The sequence below is a fragment of the Pseudoselenomonas ruminis genome (assembly GCF_008271295.1).
GTDB classification, from domain to species: Bacteria; Bacillota; Negativicutes; order Selenomonadales; family Selenomonadaceae; genus Selenomonas_A; species Selenomonas_A ruminis.
Genome location: NZ_VTOY01000006.1, coordinates 107,819 through 132,842, shown reverse-complemented (window position 1 = coordinate 132,842; position 25,024 = coordinate 107,819). Strand labels below are relative to the sequence as shown.

General features: G+C 51.4%; 21 protein-coding genes. 7 read left to right on the top strand and 14 right to left on the bottom strand.

The window, feature by feature from the left end:
• Positions 1-49: 49 nt before the first annotated feature.
• The gene (locus tag FZ040_RS08860; RefSeq protein WP_149171657.1) at positions 50-364 is read right to left on the bottom strand and encodes a hypothetical protein; all 315 of its coding nucleotides are present in this window, start codon (positions 362-364) and stop codon (positions 50-52) included.
• Between the two features lie 177 nt (positions 365-541).
• Here FZ040_RS08860 and FZ040_RS08855 point away from each other — a divergent pair, with 177 nt between their 5' ends.
• Positions 542-1,021 (top strand): MazG nucleotide pyrophosphohydrolase domain-containing protein, encoded by a 480-nt coding sequence (locus tag FZ040_RS08855; protein WP_149171656.1) that lies wholly within the window; start codon positions 542-544, stop codon positions 1,019-1,021.
• Between the two features lie 310 nt (positions 1,022-1,331).
• Positions 1,332-2,693 (top strand): branched-chain amino acid transport system II carrier protein, encoded by a 1,362-nt coding sequence (brnQ, locus tag FZ040_RS08850; protein ID WP_149171655.1) that lies wholly within the window; start codon positions 1,332-1,334, stop codon positions 2,691-2,693.
• A gap of 35 nt (positions 2,694-2,728) precedes the next feature.
• Here the strand turns inward: brnQ and FZ040_RS08845 are convergent, their stop codons facing one another.
• Positions 2,729-3,994, bottom strand: coding sequence for a dicarboxylate/amino acid:cation symporter (locus tag FZ040_RS08845; protein WP_149171654.1), 1,266 nt, complete (start codon positions 3,992-3,994; stop codon positions 2,729-2,731).
• Positions 3,995-4,332: 338 nt separating this feature from the next.
• Here FZ040_RS08845 and FZ040_RS08840 point away from each other — a divergent pair, with 338 nt between their 5' ends.
• Positions 4,333-4,929 carry a peptidoglycan recognition protein family protein gene (locus FZ040_RS08840; RefSeq protein WP_149171653.1) on the top strand — a complete coding sequence of 199 codons (597 nt, stop codon included), beginning with the start codon at positions 4,333-4,335 and terminating at the stop codon, positions 4,927-4,929.
• Positions 4,930-4,956: 27 nt separating this feature from the next.
• On the opposite strand, the gene FZ040_RS08835 is transcribed toward FZ040_RS08840, so the two are convergent.
• Together FZ040_RS08835 and FZ040_RS08830 are read right to left on the bottom strand one after the other, a co-directional pair.
• The gene (locus tag FZ040_RS08835) at positions 4,957-5,466 is read right to left on the bottom strand and encodes a hypothetical protein (RefSeq protein ID WP_149171652.1); all 510 of its coding nucleotides are present in this window, start codon (positions 5,464-5,466) and stop codon (positions 4,957-4,959) included.
• A 104-nt stretch (positions 5,467-5,570) separates the two neighbouring features.
• Positions 5,571-6,452 carry a LysR family transcriptional regulator gene (locus FZ040_RS08830; protein WP_149171651.1) on the bottom strand — a complete coding sequence of 294 codons (882 nt, stop codon included), beginning with the start codon at positions 6,450-6,452 and terminating at the stop codon, positions 5,571-5,573.
• 186 nt (positions 6,453-6,638) lie between these two features.
• Between FZ040_RS08830 and FZ040_RS14000 the strand changes: the two genes are divergently transcribed.
• A complete protein-coding gene (locus tag FZ040_RS14000) occupies positions 6,639-6,803 on the top strand; it encodes a hypothetical protein (protein WP_187620293.1) in 165 nt (54 codons plus the stop codon).
• A gap of 715 nt (positions 6,804-7,518) precedes the next feature.
• Here FZ040_RS14000 and yjfF read toward each other — a convergent pair.
• The 4 genes from yjfF to FZ040_RS08810 all read right to left on the bottom strand — a co-directional run bounded on the left by yjfF (position 7,519) and on the right by FZ040_RS08810 (position 12,319).
• The gene (gene yjfF, locus FZ040_RS08825; RefSeq protein ID WP_149171650.1) at positions 7,519-8,565 is read right to left on the bottom strand and encodes a galactofuranose ABC transporter, permease protein YjfF; all 1,047 of its coding nucleotides are present in this window, start codon (positions 8,563-8,565) and stop codon (positions 7,519-7,521) included.
• Positions 8,562-9,635, bottom strand: a complete 1,074-nt coding sequence (locus tag FZ040_RS08820; protein WP_149171649.1) for an ABC transporter permease — start codon at positions 9,633-9,635, stop codon at positions 8,562-8,564. Before FZ040_RS08820 ends, yjfF begins: the two co-directional genes overlap by 4 nt.
• A complete protein-coding gene (locus FZ040_RS08815; RefSeq protein ID WP_149171648.1) occupies positions 9,635-11,143 on the bottom strand; it encodes a sugar ABC transporter ATP-binding protein in 1,509 nt (502 codons plus the stop codon). The genes FZ040_RS08820 and FZ040_RS08815 overlap by 1 nt, the downstream gene beginning before the upstream one ends.
• 156 nt (positions 11,144-11,299) lie before the next feature.
• Positions 11,300-12,319: an ABC transporter substrate-binding protein gene (locus FZ040_RS08810; RefSeq protein WP_187620292.1), complete on the bottom strand. Its 1,020-nt coding sequence runs from the start codon at positions 12,317-12,319 to the stop codon at positions 11,300-11,302.
• 568 nt (positions 12,320-12,887) lie between these two features.
• Here FZ040_RS08810 and FZ040_RS08805 point away from each other — a divergent pair.
• On the top strand, positions 12,888-13,907 hold the full coding sequence (locus FZ040_RS08805; protein ID WP_149171647.1) for a LacI family DNA-binding transcriptional regulator: 1,020 nt from the start codon (positions 12,888-12,890) through the stop codon (positions 13,905-13,907).
• 67 nt (positions 13,908-13,974) lie between these two features.
• Here the strand turns inward: FZ040_RS08805 and FZ040_RS08800 are convergent, their stop codons facing one another.
• Entirely contained in the window at positions 13,975-15,324 is a 1,350-nt protein-coding gene (locus FZ040_RS08800; RefSeq protein WP_149171646.1) for a PTS sugar transporter subunit IIC, read from the bottom strand.
• Positions 15,325-15,512: 188 nt separating this feature from the next.
• A complete protein-coding gene (locus FZ040_RS08795; RefSeq protein ID WP_149171645.1) occupies positions 15,513-16,379 on the bottom strand; it encodes a MurR/RpiR family transcriptional regulator in 867 nt (288 codons plus the stop codon).
• A gap of 305 nt (positions 16,380-16,684) precedes the next feature.
• On the opposite strand from FZ040_RS08795, the gene FZ040_RS08790 reads away from it, so the two are divergent.
• A complete protein-coding gene (locus FZ040_RS08790) occupies positions 16,685-17,998 on the top strand; it encodes an S-layer homology domain-containing protein (protein WP_187620291.1) in 1,314 nt (437 codons plus the stop codon).
• A 338-nt stretch (positions 17,999-18,336) separates the two neighbouring features.
• Here FZ040_RS08790 and araA read toward each other — a convergent pair whose 3' ends face one another.
• Genes araA through FZ040_RS08770 form a run of 4 tightly spaced genes read right to left on the bottom strand, consistent with a single transcriptional unit; the run spans position 18,337 to position 23,641 of the window.
• The gene (araA, locus tag FZ040_RS08785; protein ID WP_149171643.1) at positions 18,337-19,761 is read right to left on the bottom strand and encodes an L-arabinose isomerase; all 1,425 of its coding nucleotides are present in this window, start codon (positions 19,759-19,761) and stop codon (positions 18,337-18,339) included.
• A 49-nt stretch (positions 19,762-19,810) separates the two neighbouring features.
• Positions 19,811-20,539 carry an L-ribulose-5-phosphate 4-epimerase gene (locus FZ040_RS08780; RefSeq protein ID WP_149171642.1) on the bottom strand — a complete coding sequence of 243 codons (729 nt, stop codon included), beginning with the start codon at positions 20,537-20,539 and terminating at the stop codon, positions 19,811-19,813.
• Between the two features lie 36 nt (positions 20,540-20,575).
• Complete coding sequence (locus tag FZ040_RS08775; RefSeq protein WP_149171641.1) at positions 20,576-22,186, bottom strand: xylulokinase; 1,611 nt, start codon at positions 22,184-22,186, stop codon at positions 20,576-20,578.
• A gap of 33 nt (positions 22,187-22,219) precedes the next feature.
• Positions 22,220-23,641 carry a sugar porter family MFS transporter gene (locus tag FZ040_RS08770; RefSeq protein ID WP_149171640.1) on the bottom strand — a complete coding sequence of 474 codons (1,422 nt, stop codon included), beginning with the start codon at positions 23,639-23,641 and terminating at the stop codon, positions 22,220-22,222.
• A gap of 259 nt (positions 23,642-23,900) precedes the next feature.
• Between FZ040_RS08770 and FZ040_RS08765 the strand changes: the two genes are divergently transcribed.
• Positions 23,901-24,965, top strand: a complete 1,065-nt coding sequence (locus FZ040_RS08765) for a M24 family metallopeptidase (RefSeq protein WP_149171639.1) — start codon at positions 23,901-23,903, stop codon at positions 24,963-24,965.
• Positions 24,966-25,024: the final 59 nt, after the last annotated feature.

The window sequence follows — 25,024 nt, the reverse complement described above, 5'->3', positions numbered from 1 at the left end:
ATAAAAAACACGCAGTGGAATGAATCCATTGCGTGTTTTTTCATATCAATCAGCCAAAGCGTACAAAGGACGCCTGCTTGTCCATCTTCCAGCGGTTCGCCATAGCCGGCTCAACACTGCGGCTATAAGATACACAGATAGCCTGGCCAGACCCCCATTTTTTCTCCTGCAGCCGTTCCCGCAGAGCCTCCATAAAGTCCCGGGTCGCCTGCGGGCTGGCCCCATCCGAAAGCTTCTCCAATGAAATGGCATCCTGCACCTTATCATAGCGAATCCGCCCATCGAGATTCATGTCCGTACCAAGGCTATAGGCAATCTCCATCGCATTGTTTTTCTCTGCTAAAACCTCTACCCAAGCAAACATATCCGCCACGCTCCTTTGCTAATCTTGCTCTTGTATACAGTATACTACTATCATGCGCGTTATACAATTACTTTTTATGAATGCTTATTATTTGCTATTACGCATAGCCAATAGCAGGCATCGGCGTTATAATTACCCCTATGAGAAGTTCTCCTCTATATGAAAAGAAGGTCCATTATGAATCACGATGAAGTTAAACGGCTTGAAACAATCGTCAAAAAGCTCCAGGCCGATGATGGCTGCCCCTGGGACAGCACGCAAACCCACGAAAGCGTAAAGCCGGGCTGCATCGAGGAAGCCTGCGAAGTTTTAGCCGGCATCAACATCCTGCGGGAAACCGGCAATGCCGAAAACCTCAAAGAAGAACTCGGCGACCTGCTGCTGCAGGTAATCTTCCACGCCTGCCTGGCCGAAAAAGAAGGTCTATTCACCTTGCAGGACGTAGCCCGCGCCTCTGCCGACAAAATGATTCGCCGTCATCCGCATATTTTCCACGAGCCTATGAAGGATGAAAACGGCAATCCTGTCACCGACTGGAAAGACATCAAACGACTCGAAAAACGCGGCCGTGAATGGGAGGACGATTTCCTGCCCGACGCCTTCCGCGAAGGCCGGGAACTTATCGCCCGCGCTGAAAAACGAAAAGGCCTGCGGTAAACGGCATTATCAATCTCTTCAAATTCACACAAAAATGGCGATTCGCATGAGCAGTACGAATCGCCATTTTTGCTGTGTATTATATTTTAGGAGAGCTTGGTGCTAAATGCACCAGGCAATCGGAAGCGCCTCCACGCTCCAACCAATTGCCTTAACGAAAGCCTATAGATAATATACCCCAATTGATAATCATTGTCAATACAAAAATGAAAATTTTTCTCATTTATTTTTTGACTGTGAATCCATTGCACAAATACAGGCTAACCTGTTAAACTAATAGGCATGAAAAAAACTTAGGAGTGTATCATCTGTGAAAACAACCCTTACCTGGGGAGAGACCCTCTCCATCACCAGCATGTTATTCGGCCTGTTCTTTGGAGCTGGCAACTTGATTTTTCCAGCCTTTATGGGGCAGGAAGCCGGCAGTAATGTCTGGTATGCGCTGGCCGGTTTTCTCATTACCGGTGTCGGCATGCCCATGCTGGCCGTAACCGCTCTCGGTATCACCGGCAGCAGCGGCCTCCTGGAGCTCAGCCAGCGCGTAGGCCGCCGTTTCGGACTAATCTTTACCTGTGCCCTCTACCTTACCATCGGACCATTTTTTGCCAGCCCGCGCTGCGTTACCGTCCCCTTCGAAATCGGTGCCAAGGCGCTGCTGCCCGCCGGCTTCAACGAACAGCTGGCTCTGCTGCTCGTTTCGCTGGCCTTTGTGGCCGCTGCACTGTGGTTCTCCCTGCGTCCCGGCAAGATACTTGTCTGGACCGGCAAAATCCTGACACCGCTGTTCCTCGCAGTTCTCAGTATCCTGCTGCTGACAGCACTCACCCATCCAGCCAGCACCATCACGGCCTTTACGCCGACACCGGCCTATACCAGTGCGCCGGTACTCCAGGGCCTTCTCGACGGCTATAACACCATGGATACGCTGGCCGGACTCGCCTTCGGCATCATCGTTGTCGATGTCATCCGCAAACTAGGTATCGAAGAGCCTGCCGCCATCGCGCGAAACACCGTCAAAGCCGGTGTATTCAGCTGCCTGCTCATGGCTGTTATCTATGTACTCGTAGCCATTGCCGGCGCAGAAAGCCGCGGCTACGCCCCAATAAACGGCAATGGCGGTGCCGTCCTCGCATCGATTTCTTCTTTCTATTTCTCCGACGCCGGTGCCGCCCTGCTGGCCCTCATCGTACTGTTTGCCTGCCTCAAAACGGTCATCGGACTGATTACCAGTTGTTCCGAAGCTTTCGTAACGATGTTCCCGGGCAAATTCTCCTATCAGCAGCTGGCCATCGCCTTTGCGGTCATTACTTTTTTGATTGCCAATATCGGCCTGTCGGCCATCATTCAGTTTTCCATCCCCGTGCTCATGATGCTCTACCCCATTGCCATCATACTGACGCTGACCTCGCTTGCCGGACGCATCTGCTCCCTTGACCGTCTGATTACCCGCAGCATCATGACGGCAGTAGTACTGAGCTCGGCCTTCGACTTTATCAAGGCCCTGCCGCCAGCATGGCGCACGAGTCTGGGCCTTGATGGCCTCATTTCGCAGCTTAGCGAAATCCTGCCGTTTTTCGCCCAGGGATTCGGCTGGCTCTGTCCAGCCCTGCTCGGGCTTATTGCCGGCTTTATCCTAAAACTTCTACAGGGGAAAATACACGATTCCCAATAAAAAAACAGGGCTTTCAGCCCTGTTTTTTGTGCCAATTAATGATGAAGTGCCGGTTCCATTTCCGTAGCTTTACTATCGCGGAAACGATCGACAATCGTAGCGCAGGCGGCATCACCAGTGATGTTGACAGCCGTGCGGAGCATGTCGAAGATACGGTCAACACCGAAGAGAATCGGCAGTGCCTCGATAGGGATATTGGCTGCGGCCAGAACAGCTACGACCAGCAGCGTCGGTCCCGGAACACCGGCCTGACCGACAGCACCGAGCGTACTCGTGATGATGATGGCCATGTACTGCGAGAACGAAAGCTCCATGCCATACATCTGCGCAATGAAGGTTGCCGCCATTGCATAGTAGGCAGCATTACCATTCATGTTGATGGTAGCGCCCAGCGGCAGGGCAAAGGACGTAGTCTCTTTGGAAACACCGAGTTCCTTCATGGCCGTATTCATATTGAGCGGCAGAGTTGCCATCGAAGAAGCCGTGGAGAAGGCAAATACCTGAACTTTCCACATGCTCTTGAAGAAATTCTTATACGTCGTGCATTTGGAGAACAGGGCTACCGAACCGCCAATCATGCCATAGGTGACAATTGCCAGCACGGCAACATAGAGCAGGATGAGATAGCCAATCTTGGCGAGCACCGCATAGCCAAAGGTACCCGTTGCATCGGCCATGAGGCAGAAAACGCCCAGCGGCGCAACATACATGATCGCCGTCATAATCTTGATAAACAGTTCTGTCATATAGTTGAAGAAGTTGATAATCGTCTTCTTTTTGCTTTCCTCAAGATACGTCGAAGCAAAGCCCATGAACATGGCAAAGACGATAATCTGCAGGATATTGCCATCGACCAAAGCCTTGAATGGGTTGGCCGGAACAAAGCCCGTTATCGTATCCCAGAACCCCGGAATCTTCGTGCTTTCCTCCATGTGCTCTACCTGTACGGCCGCACCGGAGAGCGCCGCCATATCGATGCCAGCGCCCGGACGGAAAATCTCGCTGAAGAATAGGCCCAGGGCAACTGCTACCGCCGTTGTAATTCCATAGTAGACAAACGTGAAGCCACCAATCTTGCCGGCACTGCTCGATTTCCCCAGCGAAGCAGCACCACCAATCAGTGAAAACAAAACGAGGGGAACAACAACCATCTTAATCAGCTGCATGAAGAGATTGCCTGCCGGAGCGAACATGCTCGCAGACTTTCCCATGAGGAGACCAACGGCCGCGCCCAAAATGGTCGCGCCAATGATCCAGATGCCCAGTTTGTCCAGGCTCATACCAGATTTCTTTTCTGCCATATTATAATTCCTCCAAGCTAGCAAAAAAGGACCGCATTCACACCTTATTGGGATATGAGATACGGCCCCTTTGCCTGAAAATTTATGATAAATTCATAATAACACATTTTATCTATTATGTACATACCGAATAGACATATTATTATGTATACATGTTACCCTGTATCCTTTAACGATTGTATACGAATAATATTCCAACATTTAATTGTATGATATTATCTTTATTTTTCGTTCACACAGAGGATTTTGCGGTTGACCAAGTCAATTATTAGCATATTTTTGCAATTTCTATGGATTTAGACTAAAATACAAAGGCAATTGTTAGAAAGGATGATACTATGAATCGCCGCGATTTTATCCGTCTGTCAGCAGCTGTTTCCCTCGGCTTTAACCTGCTGCCACTGTTCCCGCTTGCCAAAGCAGCAGCCAGTCCCCGCATCGAGGGCTGGGAGCCGCCCATCTACCGCCGCTTCCTGCAGTTTACGGAATACGAAAAGCGTCCGGGAACCGATAGAATCGTCATCCACAACACCGGCTTTCCCACCGACAAGGACTCCACTGCTGCCGAAATTCACGAATTCCACCAGAAAAACAACGGCTGGGCTGGCATCGGCTATCACTATCTCATCCGCAAAAACGGCATGATTGAACAAGGCCGCCGCCCGGGTATGATTGGTGCCCATGCCTATCACTACAACAAGACGTCCATCGGCATCTGCCTTGCCGGCAACTTCAACCTCGGGCAGCCCACCAAAGAACAGCTGGACTCCCTGAAACTGCTGACGGCCTGGCTCTGCGAAAAATATCACCTCGACCCGATGAAAAAGGGGGTCATTGTCGGCCATCGCGACCTCAACGACACCGACTGCCCCGGTGACAACCTCTATTCGCGTCTGCCGAAAATCCGCCGCTATTGCCGCGATTTCGAGCACTAAAAAACATCCCCGTAATGGGGATGTTTTTTATGCCGTCGCCCGGCCAATGATGGCGCCAATGACGGCTCCGACAATGGCGGCCGTATTTACTTCGCCCTGCGAATGACCTTTATCGGAATCCGAGGTGTCACGCTCATGGCGGCGGTGCGCATTTTCCCGCTCATAGCGTTCATTTTCGCGGCGTATCTGGTCTTCACGCTGCTGCTGGCGGCGGATTTCCTCCATGCGCTGATTATGACGCTCTTCTTCAGCGCGGCGCTCCTGGTCGATTTTCTCCTGGCGCTCCCGCTGTTTTTTCATATTGCGTTCTGTCTGGCGTTCCCGCTCGTAACGCTCCTGTATCTCGCGCTGGCGCCGTTCATGGCGGCGATTCTCCGCCTCAATCGAGCTGTCACGGTTCTCACGGGCACTCCAGCTCGATGTCGCATCAAGCGAGGAAGCATACGCCGTTGCCGTAACCGTCGTGCTGACAATCCCAAAACTCATTACACCAGCCATGAGGCCAGCCATACCTTTTTGCCAACATTTCGCTTTCATGATTGTTCTCCTTATCCCTATACCATTACCACTATCTTGGTTATGGTTTTAGTTTACAGAGTCAACCTTTTATTGCGCTTAAACGAAAATTGGAGTTTGATTAATTATTTCAGGGACTTCGTGATTTTCTGGAGATAATCCATCAAAATCTTCTCATCATCGTAGATTTGCCGTCCCTTTTTCGTCACGATACCGGAATTGATATAGAATGGTTCCTCCAGCGGTATGAGCACCAGATTATCCGCGGGCAGGATTGCCTGCCGCGTCAAAAACGTCGATACAATACCGCTCTTTACCATCGTCTTGATGGTGTGCAGATAGGGAGAATAGTGTATGATATTGGCCTTCTTGCCCTCTTTGGCAAACATGTCATGAACCATGTGATAGACGAAGAAACTGCTGTCAAGCATGACCAACGGCTCTTCGGCAAAATCCTCCAGCGACACCGATTCCCGTCCGGCCAGCCGGTGTTCCGGATACGTCACAAAACAGCACTCACAGGTAAAGAGCTTCTGATAGTTAAGCTTGTTGCTAAAACCGCTCTCATAGTTCGTCAGGGCAATATCGAGTTTCTCGTCCTCGACCATATGCAGGGCGCTGATACCACCCGATTCGATGATATCGAGCCGGATTTCCGGATGCAGCCAGCGAAAATCCCCCAGCATCAGCGGCAGGAACTGCGTTCCGAGCTGCAACGGCAATGCCATGCGGATATGGTTGCGGTTGTGCGCCATATCCTGTATTTCCTCCTCCAAGAGGTCCATCTGGTCGAGGATATGCTTGATTTTTCCCAACAGCTTACTGCCATCATGCGTGATGATAATCTTGCGGCCCTCACGGTGAAACAGATTCAGTCCCGTTTCTGCTTCCAACGCCTGCATGGCAACGCTGACCGTCGGCTGCGAAACATGCAGATGCTCTGCCGCTTTGGTGATATTCTGCCACTGGCAGACCTCGTAGAAATAGCGCATCTGGATAAGCGTCATATTCTTCCCCCCACTTCAATCTCCCATTTTCCTAAAGTATAGCACACCTTAATAGGAAAAAGCTATAAGTTATCAAAACAAGGTATTTCACAAATTTTTATCGCCGTGCCATAATATAGACACATCAAACAACCCATTAGAGATAAATCTGATAAATACTTTTTGTATGGCAAAGGAGATTTTACTATGAAAGACATGTGGAAAAAACATGTAGAACGTTACACGAATGACCTCATGGATTCTGCCTCCGATTATATGAAAAGCTATGAGGTAAGACCGGGTGTCTATTCCAATGTAGACCCAGCCAGTCTTATCGATGTTAAGTCCGCAGACTTTGACATCAACAAATAATCGATTTTTCTCTTCCTTTTCATTACACAACATCACATCTGGAAAAAGCGCCCGATTCCCCTCGGGCGCTTTTTCATATTCCATACTCTCCACGACAACTTGCAGTTTATCAGTTCGTGAGTTCACGTTCGAAGCAACTCTTCGCCGCTAGTGGCAGTGCCAACACTACGCCAAGATGTTTTCCTAAACGAAATTTTTATCCTAAATTAAGCATCGGAAAAATCCAAAACGCGCTTCGCTTGGACGATAGAATTTTTCCGACGAAGGGGGAGGATAAAAATTTCGTTCTTAACGGAAACCATCAAAGCTTCGTTTATGGCACTGCCACTAACGACGACTGAGGATATATCGAATTTTGCAGTGCTCCCCCCCTCCGAGAGCGTAGTCTCTTCGTGCCGAATCCCCCCCTAGGCGGCGGGGGACACAGTACCATAAGCGGAGCCTTGACGTTCCGCGTTAAGCGAGAAATTTTTGCCGGCGTTCTCGTTGGAAAAGCAGTTTCGTTCAAGCGAAGCGCGTTTAACTGTTTTCCAACTCTTAATTAAAAGGCAAAAATTTCTTGTAGCGGGTTGTCACCGGCGGAGCGTTGGTACTGTGTCCCTCGCCGCCGAAGAGTTGTCTCGAACTGGCCCCCTCTCTAACCGATAAACTGCAATTTATACCTCAAAAGGCCCGCCAGTCAGCGGGCCTTTCTTCGTATGCTATGAAATTGTTATTAGCTTTCTGCCCCGCTTGGCGTTGGCTGGATTGGCGGGTCGTTATTGTCTTCCATAGAGCTCTTCGAGGAGAGTTTACTCTTTTGCTCCGTGATGAAAGCCTGCATGATGATAAATACGCAAAGCAATGCACCGACAACAATCTTGGTCCACCAAGCCGAGAGCGTTCCCTGGAAGCTGATGAACGTCAGGATGACGCCCTGAATCAGCACGCCGACGAGTGCACCGGGGATAAAGCCTACACCACCAGTCAAAAGCGTACCGCCGATAACCGAGGACGCGATGGCATCCATCTCCATGCCGAGGCCGTGCAGGTTGTAGCCCGTCAGCATAATGAGGCTATAGGCAAGGCCGCCCAAGGACGAGCAGAAGCCCGAAATCGCATAAACCATAACCTTGGTGCGGAACACCGGCAGCCCCATGAGGGCCGACGAGGATTCACTGCCCCCGATAGCAAAGACCGTGCGCCCGAACTTCGTATAGCCGAGCACGACAGCCGCAACGACAATGGTCAGCAGGGCCACGATGGCGCCAATCGACACAAAGCCAATGCCAAGGTCTACCCGGTAACTTGCCAAAGCGACCCAGGTCGGATTCTCAATCTGAATGGTATCCTGTGAAATAACGGCCGTAAGGCCACGGCAGAAGAACATGCCGGCCAGCGTGATGATAAAGGGCTGCAAATCAAACTTCGATATGATATAGCCCTGCGCGGCACCAAAGACCGTGCCCATAACCATGACGAGCAGTACACAAACGCCTACAGGCAGGCCCGTATTGGCCAGCAGCCATGCGAGCACCATGCAGACCAGTGCGAGCACCGCACCAACTGACAGGTCAATTCCGGCAATAATCAGCGTGAACGTAATACCCACCGTGACAATAATCAGCGCCGCATTATCGATAAAGAGATTGAGGAATACCTGTGGACGCATAAAGCCCTTGTACATGGCAATGCCAGCACCATAGAGAATGGCAAACAGCAAGACCGTGACAAAAAATGAAAAATATTTCGATGCAATGAGCTGGTTCAACCTGTTTTTCATGCCTGCTCCGCCACCTTTCCATCAACGGAAGTTTTCTTCCCGTTCTGCTTTGACATCCGGCGTGCTTTCCACGCATCAAACATCTCCTGTGCCTTCTTGGACTGAATCAGGCAGATAATGACAACGGCAATGGCCTTGACCACCGGCAGCTGGTCAGCTGATACACCGAGCGCATACATCGTCGTGGTAAGGGTCTGAATCGTAATCGCACCGATGACCGAACCGCCGATATAGAACTTGCCGCCCGAAAGCAGCGTACCGCCAAGAGCTACGGCCAAAATAGCATCCATCTCCATATTGAGACCGGCATTATTGGCATCAGCGGCGCGTATCAGCGAGCTTTCGATAAGCCCTGAGACACCAGCGCAAAGCCCTGAAAACGCATAGACGAGGAAAATGACCAGCGTTACGTTGATGCCTGCATATCTTGCCGCCGTTGCATTGATGCCGACGGACTGGACAAACAGGCCAATACTGGTTTTCTTCATCAATACCGCTACGAGCAGGACCATCGCCAAAGCGATGAAAATATTCGTCGGCAGCGGCATGCCTGGCAGGAAACCGGCAATATACTCAAACGGCTTATAATAGACGGTAATGATCTGCCCCTCGGTCATGAGCTGGGCCACACCACGGCCAGCCGTCATGAGGATAAGTGTTGCGACAACAGCCTGAATCTTGAACTTAGCCACCAGCAGGCCATTCCACATACCGCAGAGCACACCGACACCGATTGCCGCCAGCACAGCCAGCGCCATCGGCATCTGCGCTACGCCATCGCCACGGCCGCCAATCATCGTGCAGACCACCGCGGCCGAGATAGCCACCACAGCACCAACGGAAATATCGATACCACTCGTCGCGATGACAAACGTCATGCCAAGGGCCAAAATGATAAGTGAACACGAGCGGTTCAAAATATCTACGAGGCGGCCATACAGCCGGCCGTCCTCGGTCAGCTGTATCGACAGGAACCCATCGACGAAAATCGTATTGAATACCAGCAGTACCAATAAGGCTACTACTGGCAGGAACAGAGAGCTTCCTGCAAATTTCTTCAGCATATCCATCAGGCCGCACCTCCTGCAATTGCTTTCATGACGCCATCGGAACTGATATCCTCCCCCGTGAGCTCTGCCACTTTGCGGCGGTCGCGCATGACGACCAGCTTGGTGCAGGTGCGGACCATCTCATCCATCTCTGAGGAAATGAACACCACCGACATACCGCGCTGTTTAGCAAGGGAAATCGCCATCTTCTGGATTTCCGTCTTGGTCCCGACATCGATGCCGCGCGTCGGTTCGTCGAGAATCAACAGATTCGGCTGGGTGGCCAGCCAGCGAGCAATGATTACCTTCTGCTGATTGCCGCCCGACAGGTTCTTGACGAGCTGTTCGCGGTCCGAAACCTTGATTTTGAGCAGCTTGATGCAGTCGTCGGCAATCTTGCACTGCTCCTCATACGGAATGTGGTGCATAATGCCGTCTTTGGCCTGCATGGCCAGAATGATGTTTTCCCGCACCGACAAATCGCCAATGATACCCGAACGCTTGCGGTCCTCAGGACAGAAGCCGATTTTTTCCTTCATCGCATCCATCGGATTTTTCAGATTGATTTTCTTGCCGTTGATGCGAATGGAACCCTTGTGAATCTGCTCAATGCCGAAGAGCAATTCGGCAGTTTCCGTCCGCCCGGAGCCTAACAGGCCCGCAAAACCAATAACTTCGCCTTTGTGGATGGTGACATCCACCTCGCGCAGCTTGCCAACGGCACCGATATCCTTGGCATCGAGGAATACCTCCTCCGACGGCGTGCTCTTTTCGGCAAATTTATCCATATCCTTGACCGCGCTCAGGTCTTTGCCCACCATTTTCGCGATGAGTTCGAGCCGCGGCAGTTTCGAGATTTCATAGGCCCCGACGAGCTCACCGTTGCGCAGCACCGTAACGTGATCGCAGATTTCATAAATCTGGTCGAGGAAATGGGAGATAAAGACGATGCCCATCCCCTGCCGCTGCAACTGCCGCATGATCTTGAACAGATGCTTGGTCTCCTCCTCGTTGAGGGACGACGTCGGCTCGTCGAGAATCAAGATTTTCGCATCGACATCGACGGCCCTGGCAATCGCTATCATCTGCTGCAGAGCCACCGAGTAGTTATCGAGCGTCTTAGTTACGTCAATATGAACATCCAGCTTCGCGAGCAGCTGCTCGGACCGCTGGTTGATTGTTTTCCAGTCAATAAAACCGTGTTTTTTCGGTTCACGGCCGATAAAGATATTCTCTGCCACCGTGAGGTTCGAGCAGAGATTTACCTCCTGATACACCGTCGAAATCCCGCATTCCTGCGCTTCTTTCGGCGTTTTCGGCGAAATGAGCTTGCCATTCATCACAATCGTGCCGCCATCGCGCTGATAGACACCCGTAAGCACCTTGACCAGCGTTGATTTGCCCGCACCGTTTTCTCCCATCAGGGAGTGGATTTCCCCAGCGTGGAGCGTAAAATTGACGTTTGATAGTGCCTTAACGCCTGGGAATACCTTATCTATATACCGCATCTCCAATAGAGCTTGTGCCATAACCTTCACTCCTAACCAGGAAACTTAATTGCCATCGGAATAAGATAATGAAAATAATTGCTGTCCTATATGGATAAAACGGCCGCGTCCGAACTCATGCGCTGCGGGCGCGGCCCCTTATCCTAAGCTGCCTATATGGATGGATTAAAACAGGTATTAATATTTGCGTTCCGGAAGCGTCTTAGCTGCAACGTCTGCCGGGAATACGCCTTCATCAACATAGACGAGTTTTTCGACTTTCTCACCAGCGAGGATTTTCTTAGCCGTCTCCATGAGCAGCGGTCCCTGCAGCGGGTTGCACTCAACCGTGCAGTTTGCCTTGCCATCAATCATAGCCTGGAACATGCCTTTTACGCCATCGATGGAGATAATCGTGATGTCTTTGCCCGGTTTAAGGCCGGCTTTCTCGATTGCCTGGATAGCACCGAGGGCCATGTCATCGTTATGCGCAAAGAGGATATCGATTTTCGGGCCATAGGATTTGAGGAAAGACTCCATGACTTCCTGGCCTTTCTGACGCGTGAACTCACCCGTCTGGGAAGCCAGCAGGTTGTATTTGCCAGCATTAGCGGATTTTGCCATTGCATCTTTGAAGCCTTCCTGACGGCGGATAGCTACGGAAGAACCAACCGTACCTTCAAGAACTACGACATTGTACTGGCTGCCGCCATCACGCGGGGTCTTTTTCTCTTTCGCCATGTACTCATCAATCCATTTGAAAACGTTGTTGCCTTCTTTAACGGAATCCGTACCGATTTTAGCAACATAGAGGGAATCGTCGCTGACTTTTACGTCGCGGTCAACAACGATGACCGGGATCTTAGCGTCTTTGGCTTCTTTGAGGACCGTATCCCAGCCCGTCTCAACGATTGGAACGAAAGCGATGATATCAACGCCCTGGGCAATAAAGGAACGAATTGCCTTAATCTGGTTCTCCTGCTTCTGCTGTGCATCCGAGAACTGCAGGTTGATGCCTGCATCTTTTGCTGCCTGTTTGATGGATTCCGTATTAGCTGTTCTCCATTCGGATTCCGCTCCGATTTGTGAGAAGCCCATCGTAATCTGTTTACCACCTGAACCTGAGCCGCTGCCACTGCTTGCAGACTGTTCACCGCCACAGCCGGCGGCAACGACCATCATAGCTGCTGCCAAAAGTAATGCAATGATCTTTTTCATGTTTTCGTCTCCTTTGCTTTTCGTACTTAAACCAGTACATTTTTTCCGGCTCTGCTGTAAATCTCCCCCCTTGTCATTCACCTCATTTCCCTGGGAGGGACCTCCTCGCTTGGTTCAGGATTTCCGTCTCTGTTTTTCTGTTCTCGTGCACAGAATAGTTTACAAACAATCCTGTTTATTGCTAATAATCAGACAATAAGAGAAACAGTATGCCCCTTAACAGCAGATAACCCCTTATCCTTAGCCACAGAACCATTTTGTTCTCTGCTATTACAATACACGTTCCCTTTTTTGTTGTCAACATATTTTTTATTCTTTGCTTCGGTTTAGAAAACGTTTTATATTGTTCTCTATCATGTGCACGAACACCACCATCCCAGTACCAATGCCGTCTCCCGACAAAATCTGTTTTTTTGCCTTTTTTCCAAAAAATTTTTCCCGCAATGCTTTTCGGAAAAAATAACTGTGCTCGTGCAGGAATATTCCCCGAACACGACGAAAATTATATTCTATCATCCTTTTTGAACTACGCCCGCTTTTAGCGAGTATTACACGGAGGTTCTCCCCCATGGTTACTATCAAGCAAATTGCCGAACTGTGCGGTGTTTCCCGCGGAACCGTCGACCGCGTCCTCAACAATCGCGGCAACGTAAAACCCGAGAAACGTCAGCTGGTCCTGGAAACCGCAAAAAAGCTGAACTATCAGCCAAACCCCGCTGGCAAGGCGCTGGCTGCCCGCAAGAAGAATCCCGTTGTCGGCGTGCTGATTGCATCCGAGGGGGTCCCCTTCTTCGACGATGTGCTGCTGCCCATGCGAAAAGCAGCGCTAAAATACGAAAACTACGGCATGAAAGTCCTTTGGCGCAGCATGCGCGGCTTTAACGTCGAGGAGCAATGCAGCATCATCGACGAGCTCGCCAGCGAAGTCAATGCGCTGATTATCAACCCCGTAAACGAGCCGCGCGTTATCGAAAAACTCAACGACCTCGTAGCTCGCGGAATATTCGTCGTGACCATCAACAACGACGTGGATTCCTGCCGCCGCCACTGCTATGTCGGCACCGATTACCTCCAAGGCGGCCGCACGGCCGGTGCCCTGCTCAAGATGATTGCCCCGCCGGGTATTCACGCTGGCGTCCTGATGGGTTCGCAGAGCATGCAGGGCCATCGCCAGCGCCTGCAGGGATTTCTCGAAGTCCTCGAAAAGACCGAGGGCTTCCAGCTCATGGGCGTCCACGAAAACGAAGATGACGACATGATTTCCTATGAGAAAACCCGTCAGCTCTTGGAAGAACACCCCGACACCAACGCGCTGTTCATCATTTCTTCCGGTGCCTATGGCGCCGCACGGGCCGTCATGGCCAAAAACCGACGCGACATCGTAATGGTCGTATTCGACACCATCCCTTCGACCATCCGGATGATGCGCGACCATATCATTCAGGCCGCCATCTACCAGCACCCGCGCCAGCAGGGACGCCGGGCCATGCAGGTCGTATTTGACTATCTGGTAAATGGTTTCCGCCCGGACCAGAAAAAATATCTGATGCGCAACGAAATCCGCATCCTCGAAAACGTAGAAGAATAAAAAAACCTCCGAATGATAAACCATTCGGAGGTTTTTTTATTTAGGAAGTAGGGAAAATATATCGTTTTCACTCGCAGTGAAGGGGAATATCACTGGCAGTGGAAACAGCATCAGTATTCTCATCGGCTTTTTCTTCCGCCAGCATATGACGGTCCTGCGCCCGCACAAACGGCAGATAAACCGCAGTCGCCATGACGAGATTGACTATCTGGATAACGGCCCCCTGCCAGCCGTCGAGCAGGAGACCAGCGAGGATTGGCGGCGTTGTCCAGGGAACCTGAACGGCGGAGAACGGCGCCATGAAGCCAACGGCAATCGCACCATAGGTGATGAATAGCGCAAACAGCGGCACCAGCACAAACGGCACGAGCAGGAACGGGTTGAATACGATTGGCAGGCCGAAGATAACCGGCTCATTGATGTTGAAGAAGCCCGGTACCGTAGCCAGTTTCGTGATGGATTTCATCTGGGAAGATTTGGAACAGAGCCAGGAGGCAATGAGCAGGCCGAAGGTCAATCCGCAGCCACCGGATTTGATAAACACATCGTTGACCTGGCAAGTGATGATTTTAGCCGACGGATTGCCCATGAGCTGCTGGCCAGCATCGAGAAGGGCCTGATTATCCAGCGAATTTGCAATGAGGATTGGACTTACCACGCCACCGACAACATTCGGGCCATGGATGCCGGCCCAGAACAGGATCGACTGGAGCGCCGCGATAATCGAACCGCCGATAATGGTATCCGACAAACCTTGCAGCGGCGTCTGCAATACTTTGAAAATAAATTCCGGGAATGTCGTTGCACCGGCATAATGGAAAATACCATAGATAACCGAACCGCCGAGGAACAGCAGGAACGCCGGCGTCAAGGCCTCAAAAGCCCGCGTAACACCGCTGGGAACCGTGCTGGGCATCTTGATGCCCAAGTGATGTTTTTCGCAGTAGCAGAAGATTGCCGAAACGGCAAAGCTCACGAGAATCGCCGTAATAACACCATTGCTGCCGGCCCAGGCCTTGGGAATGACATCCCCGACAGCCTCGCCGCCTTTTGACATAACCGTCGGCGGCAGCACAATGAGGAACGTCGACAGCGAAAGAATCGACGCCATGATGGCATCACAGCCCTCCGCCTCAACGTATTTATAAGTGATAGCCAAAACGGCAATAAGTGCTAATACACTAAACGTACCACCGGCAACGGCATTAAGCGGTGCCGTCCAGTCCTTGCCAAACAGATTTGCCATGAATTCCGGATACCCCGGGATTGGAAGATTCGCAATAAGCAGGAAAACCGAACCGCAAACGGTAAATGGCGTCGTCATGATGAAGCCATCACGCAGTGCTGCCACTGCCCGGATTTCTGCGAAGCGTCCCATAAACTCTACAAACTTATCGAAAATCGCTTGTTTGTCCATTATAAGTGCTCCTTTATCATTCTCCAATTCAATTTCGCTGGCAAAGCGAGTGCGAATGAGGCCAAAGCCTCTTGACGAGAACAATATAACAAAACACTTTCTTGTTTTCAATGGTTTTCAATTCTTCTGTTTGTTTGTTTCGCAAAAAAAACAAAAACGCCCCTTGTTTTCGAAACAACGCCCCTAGTTCACCAAATCCGGCGTTTGTCATCGTACTGGCTGCCACACGCATCATCGAACTGGTCCGTAAAGGACTCAATCTCATCATAGCGGCGCGCCAGCCGCATAGCAAAAATCGTATCGATGAAATAGCGTACCCCTACCGAAAACAGCATACCGCCAAGGTCCAGGAAATTCGTCGTATTGGCAATGTAGACGTATTCATTGCAGAGGCTAACCAGCGGCGAATGCGGCGACACGGTCAGCAGTACCGTATGAACGCCACGGCGCTTTAAAATCTCGGCCAGCCGGATCAGGCGGCGATTCTCACCCGAGCGGGAGATTATGATGGCAAGGTGCTTCTTATCGGCGACCAGCGCCGACGAAATCTGGCTGTTCATGGAATTATAAGCTACAACCGGAAGTTTCACCTGCATGAAATTATAAACAGCCATCTGGGCCAGCGCATAATTCTGGTCATAGGCATAGATATCAATCATCTCCGCCTTTTCCATGCGGTTCATAATCGCTTCCAGCTGGTTGATGTCGAATTCATTCTTCGTTTCCTCAATCGCCTCAACCTCCAGCGCGGCAATCTTGCGGACAACATCTTCCGGCTTATCTTTCTGCGTAACCGGACGATGACGGATACTGAACGATTCCGGATTCACGCGGCTGATTTCACTGGTAAACTTAATCCGGAACTCATTATAGCCCTTGAGCCCGAGCTTCTGGGTCAGACGAAAAACAGCCGCTGGACTGGTATACGTCTTGGCGGCAATCTCGCGGGTTGTAAGCTCAGCAACTTCCTTCGGATGTTCGAGCATGTATTGTACGATAGCCTGTTCTGTCTGAGAAAATCGTTCATTTTCCTGCATAATCTTGAGTAATCGCATAAATACCTCCAGTCGCACCTCTTATCCCTGCAAAAATCACACTTATTATAGCATAAACAACTTTATTTATAACAAGCTTAAAACATTTGCCGCTTCAAACGAAAGATTTTGAAACATGGTTTAGAAAATATATGCACATTTGTAAGTTTTTATGAAACAAGGTCTCACAATCGCTTTTTCGTATTGCCTATCGTTTTCTATCATGTTATGATTCGTTTTGTCACAGGCAAAGCGACATGCGCTCCAAACCTCTTGACCAAGTGAGAATGATATTGGTAACGGAAGAATTTAAGGAGCGATTCACAATGAAAAAACAGACCCTCAGCCTTCTTACGGCAATGGCTATCACGGCAGCAGTCAGCGGACACGCAATGGCGGCCCCCGAAACAGGTGCCGCCAGCTTCACCGATGTCCCCGCCGGACATTGGAGCTATGCTGCCATTGACCAGCTCGTAAAGGATGGAGTTCTGGAAGGTAACGGTGACGGCACCTTTGCTGGCAACCGTTCCATGAGCCGCTATGAAATGGCCGCTGTTGTAGCACGGGCCATGAATAAAATGGGCAGTGTCAATCCTGCGGACCAGGCACTGCTCGAAAAACTCGAGCGGGAATATCATGGCGAACTTTCGCGGATGGATGAACGCATGACAAATCTCGAGAAGAAAGTGGATAAGATCCAGTTCTCGGGCTTTGTCCGGGCAAAATACGACCATGACGCCACCACGCCGGGCGTCGGGTCGCAGAACAACAACAAACACTACTACATGAATCTCGAAGGCCGCATGAAAGTCGGCAATCAGTGGGAAGCCCACTTCCAGTCCGAGACGCGCAAGGGCTACACCGTAAACCAGTCCTGGCGTACTGATGCCAAATCCGATGACCAGGATGGTACGTTCCAGCGCATCTGGGTTGAGGGCCAGCCGGCACCGAAGTTAAATGCCGTCCTCGGTACGAAATGGTGGGGCTACGGCTATCAGAATGTCATCTTCGGCCATGCCGCCGACGGTGCACAGCTCACCTATAACTTCACGCCGCATTGGAGTCTCTCCGGCTTCGGCCTGCGTCCGCGCCAGGGCGACCTCGTCACGATGCCGGATGGCGAAGAGACGCATATCTACGGTGCCAACATTACCGGCCGCCTCGGCATCCTTGACGGCTCCCTTACCTATATGAGCAACAAGAATTACAAAGGCCAGCACGGCACCCGCGGCAATCAGATGATGAGCCGGGCGGCAGGACTTGATTTGCGCGCCAAAGTAGCCAAAGATGTGACGCTCTACGGTACCTATGTCCGCACGAATGCCTACGACTTCAAGACGAGTAAGGAATTCCGTGTCGATTACCGCGATGTCGATTCGGCAAAACGCGGCGACTGGGGCCTCTATGCCCGCTATATCGACTTTGGCCGCTATGGCGATGTCTCCCACGATGATGAATGGGGATCCCTGCCGAAAGATACCAAGGGCTACATCCTCGGTGTCAAATACATCCCCTGGAAAGATGTTGTCTGGGAAACCTTCTATTCGGACCAGAAATACAATCACTCCGGAAGCATCGCCGGTGTATCCAAAGACGCCAAACGTCATCTGTTCCGTACCCAGTTCGACTTCCACTTCTAATCGCTCCCAAAAACATATATTCCCATATAACCCCGAAAAGCGGGTGGAACTGCCGACAATCCAATCGGCAGCCCCACCCGCTTTTTCTATATGAAAGTACCATATTATTCGAGCCTGTCGCCGGTAGCAAGGGGCACAGTACCAACCTCAGCCGCCGCTAGGGACAGTGCCATAAACGAAGCTTTGATGTTTTCCGTTAAGAACGGAATGTTGGCACTGTCCCTAGCAGCGGCGACGATCTACTTCGAACGCAATCCCGCTATCTCAAAATAGCAAAAGGGCCGCTGGCATAAACCAGCGGCCCTCCTTAGGGGAACTTAGGAAAGTTTTAGGGTAAATCAACAGATTTCAACGAGGTCCGTGCCAAACATCATAGCAAGGTCGTGAATCTGGGATTCTTTAATCGTGAAGCTCAGGACAGTATGATGGCCGCCGCCAGCTTTAATCCACTGCGTTGCGCCCTCTTTGAGGCCGACTTTCGGCGTCCAGAGCTGTTTTGCTACCGGCAGATGCGGCGTCTCAGCCTCTGCTTTGCGGCACTCAACCGGATAGCTGATAATGCGGAAACCATCGCGGAAGTCCGCAATCGTCACATCGATGCCATCGCCATCAGCGCCCGTGAATACGAGACGGGCCGGGTCTTCCTTATCGCCGATATCCAGCGGATGAACCTCAACACGCGGTTTATCGCTGGCAATCGTCGGGTCAACCTCGAGCATATGCGCACCGAGAATAGCCTCATGGCCTTTGCGCAGGTCGAGCGTGTAGTCTTCCATGAAGACCGTGCGGTCATTATGGGAAAGAATCTTCAGCAGGCGCGTAAGAGCGGCATGTTTCCAATCGCCCTCAGCAGCGAAGCCATAACCATCACGCATCAACAGCTGAGCAGCCAGGCCCGGCAGCTGTTTGAGGCCCTTGAGGTCCTGGAAGTTCGTGCAGAATGCATTGTAGCCTTTATCATCGAGGAACTTCTTGATGCCAAGGTATTCGCGCAGCTGATAGCGGACCGAATCCTCGAACTTCTCCGCACTGTTGTGCTGGATATTGAGCGTGTAGTCCTGCTGCAGTTTTGCATACTCAGTATCGACATCTTTTTCATCAATGGCATCGATGACATCGACCAGCTCGCCCACCGGCCAATAATCGACCGTCCAGCCCAGCTGAATCTGAGCCTCGACCTTATCGCCCTCCGTTACGGCAACATCGCGCATCGTATCGCCGAAACGGCAGACGCGGATATTGAAGCTCTCATTATAGGCAACGGCTACATCCTGCCAGTCCGCAATTTCCTGCTGAACCTCGGCATCGCCCCAATAGCCATAAACAATCTTGTTGTTGATGCCGAGACGGGAGTTCAGATACCCATACTCGCGGTCACCATGCGCACTCTGGTTGAGGTTCATGTAGTCAAAATCAATCGTATCATACGGAATGTTGTTGAGATACTGCGTAGCCAGGTGCAGCAGCGGTTTCTGCAACAGTTTCGTGCCGCGAATCCAGTTTTTAGCTGGAGAGAAGGTGTGCATCCAGGTGATTACACCAGCGACTTCATCATGATAATTGACTTCCTTCATGAAGTTCGTGATGCCCTCAGCCGTCGTCATAACACCCTTGCAAACTACTTTATACGGAAGCTTGCCGCTGGCATTGAGCTTTTCCGTCATATCTTCAACATCACGGGCAACTTCTTTTAACGTTTCCTCACCATAGAGGAACTGGCTGCCGGCAACAAACCAAAATTCATAATTCTTCGTCTCTAACATGATAACGCTTCCCTTCAGTTTATAGATAGATACTCGTCATTGCGACAGTTTAACGATGCGTTACACCGCTATTGGACTTGGCATTGTTCTGTCCATAGTAGGCATTGGCACCATGTTTGCGATAATAATGTTTATCCAGGAGGTACTGCGGCACCCGGATATCGCCGCGCGTGAGCTGCAGCGCATGGTAATTCATCTCAGCTACCACATCAAGGATTTTGGCCGTTTCCACGGCTTTCTTCGGATTCGGGCCCCAGGTAAACGGACCATGCTGTTTTACCAGCACGGCTGGAACTGCCTCAGGATCGATTCCCTGGTCCTTGAACGTACGGACAATGACATGGCCCGTATTTTCCTCGTAATCCGACTCGATTTCTGCTTTCGTCAGTGCCTCGGTTACCGGTACATCCCCAAAGAATGTATCCGCATGCGTCGTTCCGAGCGCTTCTAACGGGAGTCCTGCTTCGGCAAACGAAACAGCCCAGGAAGAATGCGTGTGAACCACAGCACCAATCGTCGGAAATTCCTTGTAAAGAACCAGATGCGTCATCGTATCGCTGGACGGATTCATATCGCCCTCCACAACATGACCGTCCATATCGACAACCACCATGTCCTCCGGTTTCAAATCCTCGTAGGGAACTCCTGATGGTTTGATGACAAAGAGGCCCTGTTTGCGGTCAATACCGGAGACATTTCCCCAGGTAAAGGTTACAATGCCGAGTTTCGGCAGCATCATATTCGCTTCATAGACCTCTTGTTTTAACGCTTCTAACATGACCAAAATCCTTTCTTACTGAGATACCTATAACGTTCAAGCCGTTTCCTGAACCGCCGTACCAGCTTCCTTCTCAACGGCAAGACCGGCACGATATGCTTTGATGAACTGCTGGCAGCCAGCAACGCCCTGCGCATTCGGCGTGAGCGTCGTGCTTTCCGGATTCTGGAAAACATGCGTGTCGAGGAAGTCTGCCAAAGTCTCCTCGGGCATTCCCCACTTAGCGAACACAGCCAGAACTGCCATGCCCCACGGGCCGCCTTCACCAGCCGTCTTCATGACGGTGATTGGAATATTGAGCGCATCGGCAAGAACCTGCTGCCCGATGACCGGCGTCTGGAACAGGCCGCCCTGGGCAATCATCACATCGGTCTTGACGCCTTCCTCGCGGACGAGGATGTCCATGCCGATTTTCAGCGGGGCAAAAGCTGCATAGAGCTGCGACAGCATGAAGTTAGCCAGATTCATGTGGCTGTGCGGCGTGCGCATAAAGAGCGGACGTCCCTGCTCCACCCGCGTGATATTCTCACCGGAGAGGCAGCTGTAATTGAGCAGCCCGCCAGCATCCTTATCTGCCAGGCGAGTCTGGTTAAAGAGCAGTCCGTAAAGTTTATCCGGCTTTAACCCGTGCCCCATAGCCTCGGCGAACTCCCCAAACAGGGAAACCCAGGCGTTGAGGTCTGAGGAACAGTTATTGGTATGAACCATGGCTACGGGAGCACCATCTGGCGTCGTTACCATATCGATATCCTGATGAACTTCCTTCAGCGGTGCATCGAGAACATTCATCGAGAAAGCCGACGTACCGACCGAAATATTGCCCGTGCGTTTGCGGACGCTGTTGGTGCCGACCATGCCGGTTCCGGCATCGCCTTCTGGCGGAGCCATGAGGCTTCCCCATTCGAGTTTGCCCGACGGGTCCAGAAGCCTTGCTCCCTCCGGCGTAAGGACACCGGCCTTTTCACCAGCCGAAAGAACCTGCGGCAGAATCTCTTTGAGCGTCCAACCGAACGGCTTGACATCATCAAGGGCCGCAAATTTAGCGAGCATGCCTTCATCATAATCGCCCGTTGCGCTGTCAATCGGGAACATGCCCGAAGCATCGCCGATGCCCAGGACTTTCTCCCCCGACAGTTTCCAATGAACATAACCAGCCAGCGTCGTCAGGAAAGCGATGTCTTTTACATGCTCTTCCTTATTGAGGATAGCCTGATACAGATGAGCAATGCTCCAGCGCTGCGGAATATTAAAGGAAAATTCCTTCGTCAGCGCATCGGCAGCTTCGCCCGTGATGTTGTTGCGCCAGGTACGGAACCCGGCGAGCAGCTTGCCGTTTTTGTCGAACGGCAGGTAGCCATGCATCATGGCACTGACACCAATGGCACCAATCTTCGTAAACGGCACATGATAGCGGCTGCGCACATCAGCAGCCACCTGGGTAAAACAGGTCTGAATGCCAGCCCAGGCACGGTCCAGATCGTAAGTCCAGATGCCGTTCTCGAGCTGATTTTCCCACTCATAACTTGCTGAAGCCAGCGTTTCACAATTTCTGTTTACGAGCACAGTTTTGATTCTGGTGGACCCCAGTTCAATGCCCAGGGCCGTTTCACCATTCTCAATACTGGCTGCATTTTTCATAAGTTCCATCAGCGAACTCTCCCCTCGTAGCCAGGTAAAAAATTAATGCGTCATTACAGGTTTGCCGTCTTCTTCTCCTTGACGGATACCGGCTGCCTCAATTTCCTCCAGCGTATGACCACGCGTCTCCGGCACGCAGTTGCGGATGAAGGCTACGCCCAACAGGCAGATAACACCGAAGATGGCGAATACTGCTGCCTGCGAAATCGTTGCCGTCATAATCGGGAACAGCAGCCCGACCAGGAAGGAACCAATCCAGTTGAACGAAGAAGCAACACCGGAAGCACGGCCGCGGATAGCCAGCGGGAAAATCTCACCGACAATAACCCACGTGAGCGGTGCCCAGGTAAAGGAGTAAAAAGCAACATAGATGCAAAGGAAGAATACAATCATCATGGGGTCCATGCCCGGAATCAGGCTGTTGAGCACTGCCGGAAGAATAAAGGAAAGCCCCATAACCGTACCGCCTACCGTCAGCAGCGTGCGGCGGTTGAAACGGTCAGCAATACCAAGGAATACCAAGGAACCAAGTACCAGGATAATGCCCTGGATAATCGGCCACATGAGCTGCGAGCTGGCAGCTTGGCCAGTAGCCTGTTCCACAATCATCGGAATGTAATAGAAAATCGCATTAGCACCCTGGAACTGCTGGAAGGCAGCAACGCCGACACCAGCCGTTACCAGATAGCGATACTTGCTCGACATGAGCGTCGAAAGCGACGTCGACTGTTTTGCCTGCTGTTCATCGCGGGCAGTGTTCTGGATATCCATGAGCTCTGCTTCAACTTCCGACTCTGGGCGGATGCAGGCGAGGACCTGACGAGCCTCGGCCAGTTTGCCGCCACGAACCAGGAAACGCGGCGATTCCGGAAGATGGAGAACGCCAAAGAACAGGATGACAGCCGGTACAGCAGCCAGGCTCAGCATCAAGCGCCAAGCAATCATTTCCGGCATGTCTTTGAGCAGATAGTCAACGACATACGAGAGCAGCATACCAGAGACAATCATCGTCTGATTGATACCGGACAGGCGGCCACGCAAGCGGGCCGGTGCCATCTCCGACATATACGCCGGAACCAGTGCCGAGGCAGCACCAACGGCCAGACCTAACAGCGTGCGAACAGCGATAAGATAAAGCGAACCATCCTGCGGTGCGATACCCGAAAGAATCGAACCGATGATAAAGATAAGTGCCGAAAGCAGAATCATCTTGCGACGGCCCAGACGGTCGGAAAGCTGACCAGCCAAAGCACCGCCAAAGATTGCACCAAACATAACGGCGGAAGTAATCCAGCCAATGACACTGGCATTGCCCTGCAAGCCCCAGTCGTTCTGCAGGAACGGAAGTGCACCGGTCATAACACCAATATCATAACCGAATAAAATACCTCCAAAGGAACCAAAGAAATATATGAACTTGCTAGAAATTTTCTTTCCTGCACTTTTATTCGTGCCTGTTTTCATTCCATATCCCTCCATATAGGTTTTAAGTGGTATCCTTAAAATTGTGTTCGAGCACATTTCATGCTCTTAATATATCATACGTATATCATTCTGTCAACTTTTTTATTGCTCTTTATTTATTACAAATTTATAAGAACGTGTTATATATTCTGATAATTAAAAACATAGGTACTTTGCCTGATGGCACCGCCCCAGTATGACGTCCGCTTCGCAAAGTAGTATAATGAGACCGTATCATTTTCGAAAGGACGATCAAACTATGAACCATCGCATTGCCTGCGTTATCAAAAATATGGAATCCATGGGGCTTACGCAGCTCCTCGTCTCCGATCCGATGAGTATCCGCTATCTTACGGGCGTCTACGTAGAACCGTTCGAACGCCTCTATGCGTTTCTCATCCGCACCGACGGCGAGCACACCTTCTTTTTGAATCATCTCTTCTCGGTCGCCGAAACCGGCTATAACGAAGTCCGTTTCAGCGACATGGATGACCAGATTGCCCTGCTTGCCGCCCACATCCAAAAAGGAAAACTCGGCATCGACAAGACGTTTACGGCGCGCTTCTTGATTCCACTGATGGAACGCACCGGCATCACGCCCATCCTCGCCTCCCAGGCAGTCGACGACTGCCGCGCCATCAAAGATGACGAAGAGCAGGAACTGATGCGCGAAGCCTCCCGTATCAACGACCGCGTCATCACCCAGGCCTTTAACGCCGCGAAGGCGGGCATGACCGAAAAGGAACTGGCAGACTTCATCGATAAAACCTTCCTGGCCGAAGGTGCCTCAGGGCCCAGTTTTCCCACCATTGTCTCCGTTGGCGCCAATGCCGCCGACCCACACCACGAGCCCGATGACACGACCATAAAAGACGGCGAATGCGTGCTCATCGATATGGGATGTGTTTATAAGGGCTACTGCTCCGACATGACCCGTACCTTCGTAATCGGACAACCGGCTGACCCAGAATTTACCAAGGTTCACGACCTCGTGCGGCAGGCCAACGAAAAAGCCGAGGCCATCATCCGCCCCGGCATTCCGCTTTCGACCATCGATGCCGCCGCCCGCGATTTCCTGGCCGAAAATGGCTATGAAAAAGAATTCAACCATCGCCTCGGTCACTTCATCGGCCAGACCGACCACGAACAGGGCGATGTCAGTGCCACCAACGAAAACCTGACCGTGCCCGGCATGGTCTTTTCCATCGAACCCGGTGTATACCTGCCAGGCCGCTTCGGCGTCCGCATCGAAGACCTCGTCATCGTCACGGAAGACGGCTGCGAGATTCTCAATCACGTCGAGAAAAAATTACAAACGATTTAACCAAAAAGAGGCTGTGCTGTCCCCTTTCCCTAAAGGGGGCAGCACAGCCTCTTTTGTTT